The organism is Caulobacter sp. RHG1, assembly GCF_013181195.1.
In the GTDB taxonomy this organism is placed as follows: Bacteria; Pseudomonadota; Alphaproteobacteria; order Caulobacterales; family Caulobacteraceae; genus Caulobacter.
In genome coordinates this window covers 356,855-371,852 of sequence record NZ_SMZP01000005.1, presented here as the reverse complement: position 1 = coordinate 371,852, position 14,998 = coordinate 356,855, and the positions used below count along the sequence as shown (strand labels likewise).

The 14,998-nt window shown below is 68.7% G+C and carries 15 protein-coding genes and 2 pseudogenes; 10 read left to right on the top strand and 7 right to left on the bottom strand.

Annotation, left to right across the window (positions count from 1 at the left end):
- Positions 1 to 26: 26 nt before the first annotated feature.
- Positions 27 to 1,064 (bottom strand): ribonucleotide-diphosphate reductase subunit beta, encoded by a 1,038-nt coding sequence (locus E1H18_RS16095; RefSeq protein WP_172270206.1) that lies wholly within the window; start codon positions 1,062 to 1,064, stop codon positions 27 to 29.
- Between the two features lie 125 nt (positions 1,065 to 1,189).
- On the opposite strand from E1H18_RS16095, the gene E1H18_RS16090 reads away from it, so the two are divergent.
- Positions 1,190 to 1,864, top strand: coding sequence for a glutathione S-transferase N-terminal domain-containing protein (locus E1H18_RS16090; RefSeq protein ID WP_172270204.1), 675 nt, complete (start codon positions 1,190 to 1,192; stop codon positions 1,862 to 1,864).
- A pseudogene (locus E1H18_RS27355) lies at positions 1,865 to 1,991 on the top strand (hypothetical protein); the annotation flags it as partial.
- Here E1H18_RS27355 and E1H18_RS16085 read toward each other — a convergent pair.
- Positions 1,988 to 2,635, bottom strand: a complete 648-nt coding sequence (locus E1H18_RS16085) for a glutathione S-transferase family protein (protein WP_172270202.1) — start codon at positions 2,633 to 2,635, stop codon at positions 1,988 to 1,990. The pseudogene E1H18_RS27355 and the gene E1H18_RS16085 overlap by 4 nt on opposite strands.
- A 95-nt stretch (positions 2,636 to 2,730) precedes the next feature.
- On the opposite strand from E1H18_RS16085, the gene E1H18_RS16080 reads away from it, so the two are divergent.
- Both E1H18_RS16080 and E1H18_RS16075 read left to right on the top strand, forming a co-directional pair.
- Positions 2,731 to 2,808 (top strand): hypothetical protein, encoded by a 78-nt coding sequence (locus tag E1H18_RS16080; protein WP_172270424.1) that lies wholly within the window; start codon positions 2,731 to 2,733, stop codon positions 2,806 to 2,808.
- 98 nt (positions 2,809 to 2,906) lie between these two features.
- On the top strand, positions 2,907 to 3,953 hold the full coding sequence (locus E1H18_RS16075) for an aspartate-semialdehyde dehydrogenase (RefSeq protein ID WP_172270200.1): 1,047 nt from the start codon (positions 2,907 to 2,909) through the stop codon (positions 3,951 to 3,953).
- A gap of 29 nt (positions 3,954 to 3,982) precedes the next feature.
- Here the strand turns inward: E1H18_RS16075 and E1H18_RS27350 are convergent.
- Positions 3,983 to 4,076, bottom strand: a pseudogene (locus E1H18_RS27350) (hypothetical protein); the annotation flags it as partial.
- 3 nt (positions 4,077 to 4,079) lie between these two features.
- Positions 4,080 to 5,006, bottom strand: a complete 927-nt coding sequence (locus E1H18_RS16070) for a LysR family transcriptional regulator (RefSeq protein WP_172270190.1) — start codon at positions 5,004 to 5,006, stop codon at positions 4,080 to 4,082.
- Positions 5,007 to 5,104: 98 nt separating this feature from the next.
- Between E1H18_RS16070 and E1H18_RS16065 the strand changes: the two genes are divergently transcribed.
- From E1H18_RS16065 to E1H18_RS16055, 3 genes are read left to right on the top strand one after another with little or no spacing between them, the layout of a single operon-like run.
- On the top strand, positions 5,105 to 6,268 hold the full coding sequence (locus tag E1H18_RS16065) for an MFS transporter (protein WP_172270188.1): 1,164 nt from the start codon (positions 5,105 to 5,107) through the stop codon (positions 6,266 to 6,268).
- 13 nt (positions 6,269 to 6,281) lie between these two features.
- Complete coding sequence (locus E1H18_RS16060; protein WP_172270186.1) at positions 6,282 to 7,295, top strand: aldo/keto reductase; 1,014 nt, start codon at positions 6,282 to 6,284, stop codon at positions 7,293 to 7,295.
- Between the two features lie 29 nt (positions 7,296 to 7,324).
- Positions 7,325 to 8,092, top strand: a complete 768-nt coding sequence (locus E1H18_RS16055; RefSeq protein ID WP_172270184.1) for a sulfite exporter TauE/SafE family protein — start codon at positions 7,325 to 7,327, stop codon at positions 8,090 to 8,092.
- Here E1H18_RS16055 and E1H18_RS16050 read toward each other — a convergent pair.
- Positions 8,089 to 8,853, bottom strand: coding sequence for a TOBE domain-containing protein (locus E1H18_RS16050; protein ID WP_172270182.1), 765 nt, complete (start codon positions 8,851 to 8,853; stop codon positions 8,089 to 8,091). The genes E1H18_RS16055 and E1H18_RS16050 overlap by 4 nt on opposite strands.
- A 70-nt stretch (positions 8,854 to 8,923) precedes the next feature.
- Between E1H18_RS16050 and modA the strand changes: the two genes are divergently transcribed.
- On the top strand, positions 8,924 to 9,673 hold the full coding sequence (modA, locus tag E1H18_RS16045; RefSeq protein WP_172270180.1) for a molybdate ABC transporter substrate-binding protein: 750 nt from the start codon (positions 8,924 to 8,926) through the stop codon (positions 9,671 to 9,673).
- A 2-nt stretch (positions 9,674 to 9,675) separates the two neighbouring features.
- Positions 9,676 to 10,353, top strand: a complete 678-nt coding sequence (gene modB, locus E1H18_RS16040) for a molybdate ABC transporter permease subunit (protein ID WP_172270178.1) — start codon at positions 9,676 to 9,678, stop codon at positions 10,351 to 10,353.
- Between the two features lie 60 nt (positions 10,354 to 10,413).
- Here modB and E1H18_RS16035 read toward each other — a convergent pair whose 3' ends face one another.
- Positions 10,414 to 12,852, bottom strand: coding sequence for a TonB-dependent receptor (locus E1H18_RS16035; protein ID WP_172270168.1), 2,439 nt, complete (start codon positions 12,850 to 12,852; stop codon positions 10,414 to 10,416).
- 107 nt (positions 12,853 to 12,959) lie between these two features.
- Positions 12,960 to 14,144, bottom strand: coding sequence for an acyl-CoA dehydrogenase family protein (locus E1H18_RS16030; protein WP_172270166.1), 1,185 nt, complete (start codon positions 14,142 to 14,144; stop codon positions 12,960 to 12,962).
- Positions 14,145 to 14,241: 97 nt separating this feature from the next.
- On the opposite strand from E1H18_RS16030, the gene E1H18_RS16025 reads away from it, so the two are divergent.
- A complete protein-coding gene (locus E1H18_RS16025; protein ID WP_172270164.1) occupies positions 14,242 to 14,994 on the top strand; it encodes a LuxR C-terminal-related transcriptional regulator in 753 nt (250 codons plus the stop codon).
- Positions 14,995 to 14,998: the final 4 nt, after the last annotated feature.

Genomic DNA, 14,998 nt, shown 5'->3' with positions numbered 1-14,998 from the left:
TGTAAGGCTTGGCGTGTGAGGACTTGTTAGAGCGCCGGAACGTCCGTGCGCTTTTTCATCATCTCGTCGAAGCTGGTCCACACGCCTTCCGAGCCGTGCCACTGACCCTTGGTCGCGGCCTTGGAGTACTCGGTGGCGCGGGCCTCGAAGAAGTTGGCGTGCTCGACGCCCGACAGCAGCGACTGCAGCCAGGGCAGCGGGTTTTCCTTGACGCCGTACACTTCCGGCAGCTGCAGCTGGCGCAGGCGCCAGTCGGCGATGAAGCGGATGTACGACTTGATGTCGTCGGGGGTCATGCCTTGGATGTCGCCGGCCTCGAAGGCCAGGTCGATGAAGGCGTCCTCCATCTTCACCACGGTCTTGCAGCAGTCGACGATGTCGTCGGCCACGGCCTTGGTCACTGCGCCCGTCTCCTTGTTGAAGGCGTGGTACAGCTTGATGATGCCGTCGCAATGCAGGCTTTCGTCGCGGATCGACCACGAGACGATCTGGCCCATGCCCTTCATCTTGTTGAAGCGCGGGAAGTTCATCAGCATCGCGAACGAGGCGAAGAGCTGCAGGCCTTCGGTGAAGCCCCCGAACATCGCCAGGGTGCGGCAGATGTCGGCGTTGGAGTCGACGCCGAAGGTCTGCATGTAGTCATGCTTGTCCTTCATGGCCTCGTATTCCATGAACGCCGAGAACTCGGTCTCGGGCATGCCGATGGTCTCGAGCAGCAGGGCGTAGGCCGCGATATGGATGGTCTCCATGTTCGCGAACGAGGCCAGCATCATCTTCACTTCGGTCGGTTTGAACACCCGACCGTAGCGCTCCATGTAGTTGTCCTGCACCTCGACGTCGGACTGCGTGAAGAAGCGGAAGATCTGCGTCAGCAGATTGCGCTCCTTGTCGTTCAGCTTGACGGCCCAATCCTTGAGGTCCTCGCCCAGCGGCACCTCTTCCGGCATCCAGTGGACCTGCTGCTGCTTCTTCCAGAAGTCATAGGCCCAGGGATAGCGGAACGGCTTGTAGCCGCCCGAAGGGGTCATCAGGCCAGGCAGGATCAGCGACGACGGAGCGGACATGGCAGAGCCTCGGGCAGCGGGAATCGAATGGGTGGGCTAGGATAGAGTAAGCCAGAAGCGCGCCCTGTCTGTCCACTACATCTTGTGTGGCAAAGCGTCGCCTTCCACAACATAGGGGATATCCTGTGGAAAAGCGGTTCACGGTTTTCAGCGCCCTGGGATCGGGCGGCGTACCGGTCGAGGCGGCTATGTCCTTGATCGGCCTGCCCTATGAGATCGTCGAGGCCCCGACCTGGGAAGGCGAGGCGCAACAGGCCAAGGTCGCTGCGATCAATCCCCTTAAGCAGATTCCGGCTCTGGTCACGCCTGAGGGCGAGACGATCACCGAAAGCGCCGCCATTCTGATCTGGCTGGCCGACCGCTATCCGGCGGCGCGGCTGGGACCGACGATCGACGATCCCGCCCGCGCCCAGTTCCTGCGCTGGATGACCTTCATCCCAGCCTCGATCTATTCGCTGTTCTGGGTGCGGGACGATCCATTACGACTGGGCGGGCCGGATCCGGAGGTCCAGGCCAGGATCAAGGCCGCCACCGCCGAGCGGATCCTGGACTGCTGGGCGATGATGGAGAGCCAGATCTCGCCGGGGCGGTACCTCCTCGGCGACGAGCTCTCGGTGCTCGACCTCTACGTCACGGTCGTCAGCAGGTGGGGGCCGCGGCGGGTGCGGTTCTACGAGGCCGCGCCGAAGATGGCGGAGGTGGTGAAGCGCGTGGACGCCGACCCGAGGCTGGCCGACTTCTGGCCCAAGCGCTTCCCGTTCTTCGACGGCTGGGAGCGGCTGGGGCAGCAAGCGGGGTGACGCCCCCTCCGTCGCGCTGCGTATCCGCATCGCGCCACCTCCCCCGTTTCACGGGTGAGGAGGAAGCCGCTCTTCTCCTCCCCCGCCTGCGGGGGAGGTGGCCCGGAGGGCCGGAGGGGGCGCTTAGCCGCCCGACGCCTCGAACACCGCCAGCTGGTCCGCGAACGCCCGCTTCCAGGCCGGCCGAGCTTCGGGGCGGGCCACATAGGCGGCGAGGTTGGGGTAATCCTCGACCAGCCCCGACGACCCCAGCCGCCGCAGCACCGTCACCATCATCAGGTCGCCAGCGCTGAAGGCGCCGTCCAGCCAGTCGGCGTCGCCCAGGCGGTCGGAGAGTTCGCCCAGACGGTCGCGAACGCGCTGTTCCAGCATCGGCTGGCGGGCCTCGAACCAGGGCTTGTCGCGTTCCAGGATCGCAGCCATGCCGAACTCGACGATCGGCGGCTGCAGCGTGGCCTGAGCGGCGAACATCCACATGATGGCGCGCGAGCGGGCGTCGGGGTCGGCCGGCAGCAGGCCCGGATGACGCTCGGCGAGGCGCAGCACGATCGCGCCGGACTCGAACAGGGCCAGGTCACCGTCCTGATAAGTCGGAATCTGGCCGAACGGGTGGACGGCCCGGTGCGCGGGCTGCTTCATTTCCGCGAAGGTGACCAGGCGCACGTCGTAGGGCTGGCCGACCTCTTCCAGCGCCCAGCGCACCTGCATGTCGCGCGCCAGGCCCCGGCCGCGATCGGGCGAGGCCTTGAAGGCGGTGATGACGGGGTTCATGGGGGACCTCCAAGCTGCTGATATCGCAAGGACGTGCGAGCGACCGACGTTCCGACACTTTACGCGGCGCCGCTTCCTCGCTAGAAGCGCCGCCGATGTCATTCGCCGCGACTAAAATTATTACCCGCAAAACGACCCGCTTCGGTGGGGCGGCGGGTATGCGCGCGATCTAAGCGGCATCCTCGAACCAGCCCCGCCAAGCGCGGGGCCGGCTCTCAATCAACGAGATCTGACAGCTCCCCGCGCTCCGAACACCCAGGAGACGCAAACCATGAGCTTCAAGTTTTCCCGATCCAATCCGCCGCGCGTCGGCGTCGTCGGCGCCACCGGTCTGGTGGGCGGCATGATGCGCGAGCTGCTGGCCGAGCGGAACTTCCCGCTTAGCGGCCTGCGCCTCTTCGCCTCGGCCCGCTCGGCCGGGACCAAGGTCGCGTTCAACGGCCAAGAGGTCGTGGTCGAGGACGCCGCGACCGCCGACTTCGCCGGCCTGGACATCGTGTTCTTCTCGGCCGGCGGCGACACCTCGCGCGTGCTGGCGCCGAAGGCCGCTGCGGCCGGGGCCGTGGTGATCGACAACAGCTCGGCCTGGCGCTCGGACCCGGACGTCCCGCTGGTGGTGGCCGAGGTCAATCCGCATGCCCTCAACAACATTCCCAAGGGCATCGTCGCCAACCCTAACTGCACCACCATGGCCGCCATGCCGGTGCTGAAGCCCTTGCATGACAAGGCGGTCCTGAAGCGCCTGACCGTCAGCACCTACCAGGCCGCCTCGGGCGGCGGGGTCGAGGGCATCCAGGTGCTGTCGGGCCAGCTGCGTGCGGGCGCGGAAGGCGACCTGGACGGCCTGGCGCGCTCGCCTGAGGCCGCGCCGTTGCCTGCGCCGGTCAAGTGGGCCGTGCCGCTGGCCTATAATGTCGTGCCGCTGAACTATGTCGTGGGCGAGGACGGCTACACCGAGGAAGAGCTGAAGCTGCGCGACGAGAGCCGCAAGATCCTGGAGCTGCCGGGCCTGCCGGTCTCGGGCACCTGCGTGCGCGTGCCGGTGTTCACCGGCCACTCGCTGTCGATCAACGCCGAGTTCGAGCAGCCGCTGTCGGTGGCCGAAGCCGTGGCCCTGCTGGGCGATGCGCCCGGCGTGGTGCTTGAAGATGTGCCCAACCCCTTGGCCGCCACCGGTCAGGACCCGGTGTTCGTCGGTCGCATCCGTCCGGATCCGACCGTGGCGCATGGCCTGGCCCTGTTCGTGGTCGGCGACAACCTGCGCAAGGGCGCGGCCCTGAACGCGGTGCAGATCGCCGAAGTGATGCTGGACGCGTAAGGCCGCTGAGCGCCCCCTCCGGCCCTCCGGGCCACCTCCCCCGTTGCACGGGGGAGGAGAACGTCTTCCTCCCCTGCGAAGCGGGGGAGGTGGATCGCTGCGGATACGCAGCGAGACGGAGGGGCGCTAAACCACCCGCCCCATCGGCCAGTCCACATCCGCGTCCGCCGCCAGGAAGTCGATGAAGGCCCGCACCCGCGCGGGCAGCGGGCCGGCGTGGCCGACATAGACGGCGCTGATCGTTTCCAGGTCGCCGGAATTGAAGTCCTCCAGCACTGGGACCAGGCGACCGGCGGCGATGTCGGCGGCGACGTGGAAGATGCCGACCCGGGTGATCCCCTGTCCGGCCTTGGTCAGCTGCGCCGCGCTCTCGCCGTCGCCGACCATGGCCCGACCGTGGGCGGGGTAGCACACCCGCTCGCCGGCGATCTGAAACGGCCACTCGTCGCAATGGCGGGTGAAGTTGAAGGTGATCAGGTCGTGGGCGGCCAGGTCGTCGGGATGCTGCGGGACCCCGCGCCGCGCCAGATAGTCGGGCGAGGCGACCAGGACGGTGCGGCTGTCGCCCAGCTTCTTGGCCACCAGCTGCGAGGGCCGCAGCGGCCCCACGCGGATGGCCAGCTCGGCCCGCTCGTCCAGCAGGTCGATCACTTGGTCGGTCAGGGTGACGTCGACCAGCACTTGCGGATGCAGGGCCGTGAACTTCGGGACCAGCGGCAACAGATAGTGGATGCCGAACCCGACATTGGAATTGATCCGCAGCCGGCCCTTGGGGACCGCGCAGGCGGCGACCGAACGCTCGGCCTCGTCCAGGTCGGCCAGCACCCGTAAGGACCGCTCGTGGAAGGTCAGGCCCTCGGCGGTCAGCTGCAGCTTGCGGGTCGAGCGAACGACCAGCCGCGAGCCCAGCCGGGCCTCCAGCCGCGCCACCAGCTTGCTGACCGCCGACGGGGTCATCGACATCGCCTTGGCGGCGGAGGTGAAGCCGCCCTCCTCGACGACGCGGGCGAAGACCTCCATCTCTCCGGAGCGGTTGATCTCCTGGCGCGCCATTCTTGCCCTCAAGTCACAGGTGAAGTTCCTGGCGGCAATCTAATTCATCGAACGCGGGCGCGCTATCTGTCGGCTTCCTGTTCTCGGAGCCGGCCGTCATGCCCCTCGCCCTCTATGCCCTGACCGTCGGCGCCTTCGGCATCGGCGTCACCGAATTCATCATTATGGGCCTGCTGATCCAGGTCTCCGCCGACCTCGGCGTGTCGATCTCGGCCGCCGGTCTCCTGATGACCGGCTACGCCCTGGGCGTCTTCGTCGGCGCGCCAATCCTGACCCTGGCCACTCGCCGTCTTCCCAAGAAGACCACCCTGCTGGTGCTGATGGCGATCTTCACCCTGGGCAACGTCCTGGCCGCCCTGGCCCCGACTTACGGGATCCTGATGGGCGCGCGGTTGGTCACGGCCCTGGCCCACGGCACCTTCTTCGGCGTCGGGTCGCTGGTCGCTGTCAGCCTGGTCGCGCCCGAGCGCAAGGCCTCGGCGATCTCGATCATGTTCACCGGCCTGACCCTGGCGACCCTGCTGGGCGTGCCGTTCGGCGCCTGGCTGGGCCTGGCCTTCGGTTGGCGCGCGGCGTTCTGGGCCGTGGGCGCCGTCGGCGCCGTCGCCCTGGTGGTGCTGGCTGTCTTGGTCCCCAGTGCTCAGGAGAAAGTCGAACCCGCGCCGCTGCGCGAGGAGTTCGCCGTCCTGGCCCGCCCGCAGGTGCAGCTGGGCCTGGCCATGACTGTGCTGGGCTTTGGCGGCGTGTTCGCGGTCTTCACCTATATCCAGCCGATCCTGACCGAGCTGGCCGGTTTCTCGAAGGAAGCCGTCTCGCCGATCCTGCTGGTGTTCGGTGCGGGCCTGGTGGCCGGGAATCTCGCCGGCGGCCGCTGGGCCGACAAGGGGCTGAACGCGGCCCTGGTCGGCACGCTCGTCCTGCTGACCCTGGTCATGGGCGCGTCGGCATTCGCGTTCCACAGCGCGGTCGGGGCGGTGATCGCCGCCTTCCTGCTGGGCGCGGCCGCCTTCGCCACCGTCGCCCCGCTGCAGATGCGGGTGCTGAGCCAGGCCGGCGGCGCGGGGCAAGGCCTGGCGTCGAGCCTGAACATCGCCGCCTTCAACCTCGGCAACGCCTTCGGCGCGTGGCTGGGCGGGGCGGTGATCGACCACGGCCCGGGCCTGGCCGCCGTGCCCCTGATCGCCGCCGCCGTGCCGCTGTCGGCCCTGGCTTTGGCCGCTTTTTCGCTCAGCCTCGAACGCCGTAATCCGGCCGTCGCCTAAAGGAGAGATCCCCATGGACTACCGCTCGCTGGGCCGTTCCGGCCTCAAGGTTCCTGCCCTGTCGTTCGGCGCCGGCACGTTCGGCGGCCAGGGGTCGCTGTTCAGCGCCTGGGGCGACACCGACGTCGCCGGCGCCCGCCGCATCGTCGACATTTGCCTGGAGGCGGGCGTCACCCTGTTCGACACCGCCGACGTCTATTCGAACGGCGAGTCGGAAGAGATCCTGGGCGCGGCGCTGGAAGGCCGCCGCGACCAGGCGCTGATCTCGACCAAGCTCGGTTTGAACGGCGGGACCTCGCGCAAGTCTGTGATCGAAGGCGTAGAGGCCGCGCTGAAGCGCCTGCGCACCGACCGCATCGACCTGCTGCAACTGCACGCCTTCGACGCGGGGACGCCGGTCGAGGAGACCCTGTCGGCGCTGGACGATCTCGTCCGGGCCGGCAAGGTGCTCTATGTCGGCGCCTCCAACTTCTCCGGCTGGCAGCTGATGAAGTCGCTGGCCGCCGCCGACCGCCACGGCTGGCCGCGCCATGTGGCGCACCAGGCCTATTACTCGCTGGTCGGTCGCGACTACGAGTGGGAGCTGATGCCGCTGGCCGCCGACCAGGGCGTCGGGGCCATGGTCTGGAGCCCGCTAGGCTGGGGCCGCCTGACCGGCAAGATCCGCCGCGGCCAGCCGCTGCCGCAAATAAGCCGGCTGCATGATGCTGCCGATGCTGGCCCGCCGGTGGACGACGAGCGCCTGTACCGGGTGGTCGACGCCTTGGACGCCATCGCCGCCGAGACCGAGAAGACTGTCCCGCAGGTCGCGCTCAACTGGCTGCTGCAGCGGCCCACGGTGTCTAGCGTCATCATCGGCGCTCGCACCGAAGAGCAACTGCGCCAGAACTTGGGCGCGGTCGGCTGGAGCCTTACGCCGGAGCAGGTCGCGCGCCTCGACGCCGCCAGCGCCGTGACGCCGCCCTATCCCTACTTCCCCTATTGGCGCGAAGGCGGCTTCAAGACGCTGAACCCGCCGCTGGTCTAGCGGGGGCGAAAGGCCTAAGGCTCGGCTTCATGCTGACCGACCCGTTCTTCTATGCCGTCGCCATCCCGGCCGTGATCCTGCTGGGCCTGGCCAAGGGCGGGTTCGCCGGCATCGGGGTGGTGGCGGTGCCGATGATGGCCCTGGCGGTGTCGCCGGTCATGGCCGCCTCGATCACCCTGCCGATCCTGCTGGTCCAGGACGTGGTCAGCGTCTGGGCCTTCCGGAAGAGCTGGGACAAGGGCCTGCTGAAGCTGATGCTGCCGGCCGCGGCGGGCGGCATCGCCCTGGGCTGGGCCCTGGCGGCCTTCGTCGACGAGTCGGCGGTCGAGCTGGCCGTGGGTCTGGTGGCCATGCTGTTCGCCCTGCAACGCCTGTGGGCCGAGCGGGCGGTCAAGGCGGCGGCCGGCGTCGAGGCCTCTCCGGCGCGGCCGTGGCTGGGCGTGCTGTGCGGCATCGCCGCTGGCTTCACCAGCCAGATCGCCCATGCCGGCGGTCCGCCGTTCCAGATCTACGTCCTGCCGCGCCGCCTGCCGCGCGACGTGTTCATCGGCACCAGCGCCATCTTCTTCGCGGTCGTAAACTGGATGAAGGTGCCGGCCTATATTGCCCTGGGCCAGTTCACGCCCAAGGTGCTGGCCACCGCCGGGGTGCTGCTGCCGCTGGCCGTGGCCTCGACCTGGGCCGGTGTCTGGGTCGTGCGCCGCGTGCCGGCCGAGGGCTTCTACAAGGTCATCTACATCCTGCTGGTCGCGGTCGGCGGCAAGCTGGTCTTCGACGGCGCGCGCGGTCTGTTCTAGTCCACCGCCAGGATCACGTCCGAGGCCGCGATCCGCGCCTCGACCTTCGCGCCGATCGCCAGATCCCAAGCCGGGTCGTCCGGCCGCAAGGTCGCGACCAGGCTCTTGCCGGCGGGGAGGGCGATGGTGACCTCGGCCGAGGCTTCGCTCGCTTCGCGATCGACGATCTCGCCCGACAGGCGGTTGTCACCGTCTCCCGCGTCGAGATGCACGAAGCTGGACTTGATCAAGGCGATGGCCGGTCGGCCGGGCGCCAGGTCGAGGTCCTCGACGCTGCGGCGGGTGATCGAGGCGCGAAGCGACAGGGCCTCGCCCAGCGCCAGGCTCACGGTCGCGGTGACGCCGTCGCCCTCGACGCTGGCCACCACGCCACGCAGGGCGTTGCGGGCGCTGGTCCGCAGGCCGAGGCTCCACAGCAGGTCGCCCGAGAGATCCGCTTCCAGCCGCGCGAAGGCGGCCCCGACCTCGCGCTCGGCGGCGCGGAAGGCGCGGATCACCGCCGCGCCGCGCGGCGTGACCTCCGCCGTCCCGCCGCTGCGGCCGCCCGGCGCGGCGCTGACCAGCGGCTGGTCGAACAGGTTGTTCAGCGCCTGCACGCCGTCCCAGGCGCCCTTGTACGAGAGGCCGACCGCCTTGGCCGCGCCGCTGATCGAGCCCAGGCGAGCGACAGCTTCCAGCAGTGCGATGCGCTCCAGCCCCACCCGGGCCAGGCCGCCACGCCGCAGGATCAGGGAGGCGCTGAAATCGTCGTCGTTCGCCACGCGTCTTGTCCCGCTGTCGCCGTTATGTAGAGGTGCTGCATAACCGCAGCCCGCCCGTCAGGACTACCAGATGATCGCCCGCCGTCCGATGCTGATCGCCGCGCTCGCCCTCTCGTTTATGGGCGGCTCGGCGCTGGCGGCCGAGACCAAGGTGGCCGTTGCCGCCAACTTCACCGAGCCAGCCAAGGCGATCGCCGCGCGCTTCAAGGCCAGGACCGGCCATGACGCGACCTTGAGCTTCGGCTCGTCGGGCCAGTTCTATACCCAGATCGCCAATGGCGCGCCGTACGAGGTTTTCCTGTCGGCCGATGTCGAGCGGCCGCTGAAGGCCGAGGGCGAAGGCCTGGCGGTCGCCGGTTCGCGCTTCACCTACGCCACCGGGCGGCTGGTGCTGTTCAGCAAGACGCCGGGTCTGGTGGATGGGAAAGGCGCGGTGCTGGCCAAGGGCAAGTTCGACAAGCTGTCGATCGCCGACCCCAAGGCCGCGCCCTATGGCCAGGCGGCGGTCGAGACCCTGACCAGGCTGAAGCTGTACGACGCCCTGAAGCCGAAGATCGTGCAGGGGTCCTCGATCACCCAGGCCTTCCAGTACGTCCAGACCGGCGCGGCCGAGCTGGGCTTCGTGGCGCTGTCGCAGGTGATCGACGAGAAAGGCGGCTCGCGCTGGGTCGTGCCGGCCGCCGACCACACCCCGATCGACCAGCAGGCCGTGTTGCTGAAGACCGGCGCTGACAGCGTCGCGGCCAAGGCCTTCCTGGCGTTCCTGAAGACCGGCGAGGCCAAGGCGATCATCAAGCGCTACGGCTACGAGGTCCGCTGACCGTGGTCGAGGTGCTGGGCCTGACGGCGCGGTTGGCGGGGATCACTACGATCCTGCTGCTGGTCCTGGCCACGCCGCTGTCGTGGTGGCTGGCGCGCGGGCGCTCGGGCTGGCGGACGCCGGTCACGGCCCTGGTGGCCCTGCCGATCGTGCTGCCGCCGACGGTGCTGGGCTTCTATCTGCTGATCGCCCTGGGGCCGAAGAGTCCGCTGATGGCGCTGCTGCAGCCGTTTGGGGTTCGAACCCTGGCCTTCACCTTCGAGGGGCTGGTGATCGGATCGCTGATCTATTCGCTGCCGTTCGCGGTGCAGCCGCTGCGCAACGCCTTCCTGTCGATCGGCGACGAGCCGCTGGAGGCCGCCGCCACCCTGGGCGCCTCGCCCTGGGCGCGGTTCTGGCGGGTGGCGCTGCCGCTGGCGCTGCCGGGCTATGTCGCCGCCGCCATCCTGGTCTTCGCCCATACGGTTGGCGAGTTCGGGGTGGTGATGATGCTGGGTGGCGCCATCCCCGGCGAGACCATGGTGCTGTCGACCGAGATCTACCGCCTGGTCGAGTCGCTGGAGTGGGGGCAGGCTCATCGCCTATCGTTGATGCTGCTGGGCTTTGCCCTCGTGGTGCTGCTGACCCTGCTGGCGATCGAGGCGCGATCCAAGGTGCTGTTGCGGACGCGCGAGGGATAAAGAAAAGGAGCGCGACGTCGCCGCCGCGCTCCAAGTTACCGAGATCGAGAAAGTCGCCCGTCAGAACTTCCAGGTCAGGGCCGCGCCGTAGGTGGTGGGCTTGCCCGGGAAGCGGACCACGGTGTTGGCGTTGCTGCTGACCGCGCTCCAGTAATATTCGTCGGTGATGTTGCGGCCCCAGATCGAGAGCTCCCAGCCCTTCTCCGGCGAGCCGATGCCGACACTGGCGTTCAGCATGCCGTAGCCGTCGATCTGGAACAGCGGGTTGCCCTCCAGATCGGCCGAGGACTTGTCCTGCCAACGGCCGTTCAGGGCCGCCTGCAGCTTCAGGCCGTTGTCCAGGTCGTGGTCGAACAGCGCCGTCAGACCGCCCTGGAACTTCGGGCTGTAGAGGAACGGCCGGCCGTCGAAGCTCTGGGGTTTGCCCGCGGCGTTGATGCCGGTGTAGCCCTTGACCTCGGTGTGCAGCCAGGTGGCCGAGGCGATGAAGGTCAGCGCGCGGCTGGCGCGCCAGGTGATGTCGCCATCGACGCCATAGGCCTCGCCATTGGGCACGTTGGCCAGGCGCGACAGCGCCGTGTAGATCGGGTCGGCGAAGTACACCGATAGCTGCTTGTCGGTGTAGTCGTAGTAGAAGCCGCTCACGTTCGCCTGCACCCGGCGGCCGAACAGGCCGGCCTTCACGCCCAGCTCGTAGGCGGTCAGCAGTTCCTGGGTGGCCGGCGCGTTCTGGGTCGAGATGTTGGCGGCGTTGATCGGCGTGGCGCCGGCCTTGGCCCCGCGCGACACCGAGCCGAACACCAGCACGTCCTCGGCGGCCTGCCAGTCCAGGGCCACGCGCCAGGCGATGTTGTCCTCGTCCAGCTTGGACTTCACGAAGCCGAACGCCTTGGTCGCCGGGTCGAAGGTGTTGCAGCCGCCCTGGGTGATCGGGGCGACCAGCCCGTAGGCGCCGGCGAACAGCGCCCGGTTGACCACGTTGACATTGACCAGCATCGAGCCGCCGAAGTCGCGCGAGCAGCCGACATAGTCCTGCTTGTCCTGGCTGTAGCGGATGCCCGCTGTCAGCTTCAGGGTTTCGGTCAGGCGATGGTCGGCGTTGGCGAACAGGCTCCAGGTGTTGGTCTTGATGTTGCCGACGTCCTCATAGGTGCGGAACGCCTGGCTCATCTGCAGCGGCGTGTAGCCGAAGCTGTTGAACGGGGTGGCCAGCAGGGTCGAGCCGACGAAGCGGATCGTGCCGACATTGGCGTTCTGGCCTAGCAGGGTGCGGTTGCTGTCGTAGATGGTGTCGCGGGCGACATAGCCGCCGACCAGCCACGAGCCCTTGTCGGTGACGCCCTCGAAATGCAGCTCCTCGGCGAACGACTTGATGTCGCCGTGGGCCTTCTGGACCAGGATCTCGTAGGGCGCGCCGCTCCAGTCGAATACGGCCTTGCGCGACAGACGGTTGAAGCTGGTCAGCGAGACCATCGTCACCTTTTCGCTGACGTTCCAGGACACCCGCAGCTTGCCGGCGTGGAACTGGTCGTTCTCGCGCAGCGGATCGCTGATCCCCAGACCAGGGCCTGCGTCGGCGCCGCGCACGGCCAGCGGCGCCCAGTCGGCCTGGGTGGCCTTGGTCGGCGGGTTGGCGGCGATGTAGGCGGGCAAGCCCGGGGCGTTGAACGGGCTGGCGGCGGTGGCCGGCGTGAAGCCGATGGCCTGGGCCGCGACGGTGTCGGACTTGTTGCGCCAGCCCGAGTACGAGGCCTCGACCTCGACGGTGTCGGTGGGCTGCATGGCCAGCGAGATGCGCCAGCCGTCGCGGTCGACCTTGCCCAGGCGCTCGCCGCGGCTGTTGCTGACCTGCCAGCCCTTGTCGCTTTCCTCCGAGCGGAAGGCGATGCGGCCTTGGACGCGCGGGCCCAGGGCGCCGCTGACGAAGCCCTCGAGATTATAGGTCTTGTAGTTGCCGGCCTCGGCGGTCAGCGAACCCTCGAACTCTTCGGTCGGCTTGGCTGTCACGAAGTCGATCAGGCCGGCGGTGGTGTTGCGGCCGTACAGCGTGCCCTGCGGCCCCTTCAGGACTTCGACGCGCTCCAGGTCGAACACCGGCCCGGTGTTCATGAACGGATAGGCGTAGGCGACCTCGTCCCAATAGGTGCCGACGGTCGAGGTGGCCGACAGGTTGATGGTGTTGAAGCCGATGCCGCGCAGCGTGTAGGTCGGCACGCCCTGATAGCTCTGACTGACGGTGAAGCTGGGGGCGACCGTGGTCAGGTCCTTGGGATCGGTGACCCGAAGTTGCTGCAGGGCCGCGCCGCTGAACGCCTGGATCGGCATGCCGATGCTGTTGGCGGTCTCCTCGCGGCGCTGGGCCGTGACCACCAGTGTGTCGATCGTCAGGGTGTCGTCTTGCTTGGGCGCTGCCGGCGTCTGGGCGAGCGCTGGGGCCGCCATCAGCAGGGCGAGCGCCGACACGCTCAGGCTCAAGGTCAGGCGCGTAGGTCCTGGCATTCGTCTACCTCCCTTTGGCCGCGCCTGCATTGGGCGTCAGCTCTGAGGGGAGCGTGCGTTTGGGTCTCTCGCGTAACAAGCTATCGGAATTGATAGGTGAGGCGCCGTTACAACCCGAGCACTAACTTCGCGATGATGTCGCGCTGGATCTCGTTGGAGCCGCCATAGATCGAGGCGGCGCGGTTGTTTAGGTAGCGGGCCATGGTCGTCAGGCCGTGCTCGGGACCGACGGGGGTCTCGTTGGAGCCGGCCTCGCGGGCCTTGGGCTGGTGCGGGGCGACGTAGGAGGCCAGGGCCTCGACGCCCAGTTCGTCCAGCCGTTGAAGCTGTTCGGAGCCCTGGAGTTTCAGGATCGACGAGGCCGGCCCGGGCTTGCCGCCCGCGGCCAGGGCGCTCAGCACCCGGCGTTCGGTGATGTCGATGGCCAGCGCGCCGATCTCGGCCTCGGCCAAGCGGCGGCGATAGTGGGGATCGTCGAGGACCTCCTCGGCCTCCGCCATACTTCGCAGCCGCGCGAGTGCCGCGTCTAGCCCGGCCGCGTAGCCGCCGCCGCGCTCGAATTCCAAGAGGTGCTTGGCCACCGTCCAGCCCTGGTTCTCATTACCTAAGCGGTCAGCGGCGGGCGTGCGGACGTCGTCGAAGAACACCTGATTGACCTCGTGCTCGCCGGCCAGGGTGATGATCGGGTCGACATTGATCCCCGGCCGGTCCATCGCGATCAGCAGGAAGGTGATGCCGGCCTGCGGCTTGCCCTCGGTGGTGGTGCGGACCAGGCAGAACATGTGCGTCGCCCACTGGGCGTGGGTGGTCCAGATCTTCGAGCCGTTCAGCACGTAGTCGTCGCCGTCTGGCGCCGCGCGCATCTGCAAGCTGGCCAGGTCCGAGCCTGAGCCCGGCTCCGAATAGCCCTGGCACCAGTAGTCCTCGCCCGAGAGGATGCGCGGCAGGTAGCGGGCCTTCTGCTCGGGCGTGCCGAACGCCATGATCGCCGGCGCCACCATCCGCAGGCCCATCGGCGCCAGGTTCGGCGCGCCGGCCCGGGCGCATTCGGCGAAGAAGACGTGGCGCTGGATCTCGCTCCAGCCCGGCCCGCCGTACTCGACCGGCCAGGTCGGGGCGGCCCAGCCGCGGGCGTGCAGGATCCTCTGCCAGGCCAGGCTGTGGACCTTGTCGCAGAACACGCTGGTCATCCGCCGCCCGGCCTCGCGCAGGTCTGGCGTCAGTTCGGCGTTGAGGAAGGCGCGCACGTCGTCGCGAAAGGCCAGGTCCTCGGCCGAGAGTTCCAAATCCACCCGCGCGTTCCTTCACTTCGGCATCGTCGGGGAAACTTGCGGAAGGGCGGGGGAGGCGCGCAAGCTATCGGAAACGATAGGGAAGGCGGCGCCCCAGATGGCGAGCACGGCGGACGACGGCGAACGCCTGGCCCGGGTCACGGTCCAGGCCGAGCGGGTGCGCGACCTGGGCCGCAGCATCGGCCTGCCCTATGTCGCCGCCAGCGCCGACATCTCGAGCCCCGAGCCGATGCTGGGCCAAGACGGCCGGCCGTTGGCCGAGAGCACCTTCGAGTGGCTGGACAGTTCGCTGCGCTACTGGCGCGACCGGGCCTTCGCGCTGCGGGCGCCGTTCATCCTGGCCTCGCGCTACACGGCCGAGCCGTTCTTCTATCACCTGGGACGGTTTTCCAGCTGGCGGCCGTTGCCCAGGCTGGAGACGATTGAGGTGGCCGAGGCGGCGCATGACTTCGGCGTCCAGGCGGCGATCATCGCACCGACCTACCTGACCGGCGGGGTGATCGGGGCGGTGGTCTGGGCGTCGTCCGAACCCGTGGCCGACCTGCCGGCTCTATACGCAGCGCGATCGGACGAGCTGCATGGCGCGGCGCTGCGGCTGGTCTGCGCCTATCGCGACGGCCTGGGCGATGACGCCCCGCCGGTGCGCCTGACCAAGCGCGAGATCCAGTGCCTGAAATGGGCCGCGGCCGGCAAGACCGACGCCGACATCGCCCAGATCATCGGCATCGCCGGACCCACGGTGCGGTTCCACGTCCAGAACGCGGCGCTGAAGCTACGCGTCGCGGGGCGGGCGCAAGCCATCCACCGCGCCACGGGGCTGGGCTATATCGGGGGCGGGGGAGCGGTTTAAGCCC

Coding starts and splice junctions, on each gene's coding strand:
- E1H18_RS16095 (WP_172270206.1), bottom strand. CDS start 1,064: ATGTCCGCTCCGTCGTCGCTGATCCTGCCTGGCCTGATGACCCCTTCG.
- E1H18_RS16085 (WP_172270202.1), bottom strand. CDS start 2,635: ATGAACCCCGTCATCACCGCCTTCAAGGCCTCGCCCGATCGCGGCCGG.
- E1H18_RS16080 (WP_172270424.1), top strand. CDS start 2,731: ATGTCATTCGCCGCGACTAAAATTATTACCCGCAAAACGACCCGCTTC.
- E1H18_RS16075 (WP_172270200.1), top strand. CDS start 2,907: ATGAGCTTCAAGTTTTCCCGATCCAATCCGCCGCGCGTCGGCGTCGTC.
- E1H18_RS16070 (WP_172270190.1), bottom strand. CDS start 5,006: ATGGCGCGCCAGGAGATCAACCGCTCCGGAGAGATGGAGGTCTTCGCC.
- E1H18_RS16065 (WP_172270188.1), top strand. CDS start 5,105: ATGCCCCTCGCCCTCTATGCCCTGACCGTCGGCGCCTTCGGCATCGGC.
- E1H18_RS16060 (WP_172270186.1), top strand. CDS start 6,282: ATGGACTACCGCTCGCTGGGCCGTTCCGGCCTCAAGGTTCCTGCCCTG.
- E1H18_RS16055 (WP_172270184.1), top strand. CDS start 7,325: ATGCTGACCGACCCGTTCTTCTATGCCGTCGCCATCCCGGCCGTGATC.
- modA (WP_172270180.1), top strand. CDS start 8,924: ATGATCGCCCGCCGTCCGATGCTGATCGCCGCGCTCGCCCTCTCGTTT.
- E1H18_RS16035 (WP_172270168.1), bottom strand. CDS start 12,852: ATGCCAGGACCTACGCGCCTGACCTTGAGCCTGAGCGTGTCGGCGCTC.
- E1H18_RS16025 (WP_172270164.1), top strand. CDS start 14,242: ATGGCGAGCACGGCGGACGACGGCGAACGCCTGGCCCGGGTCACGGTC.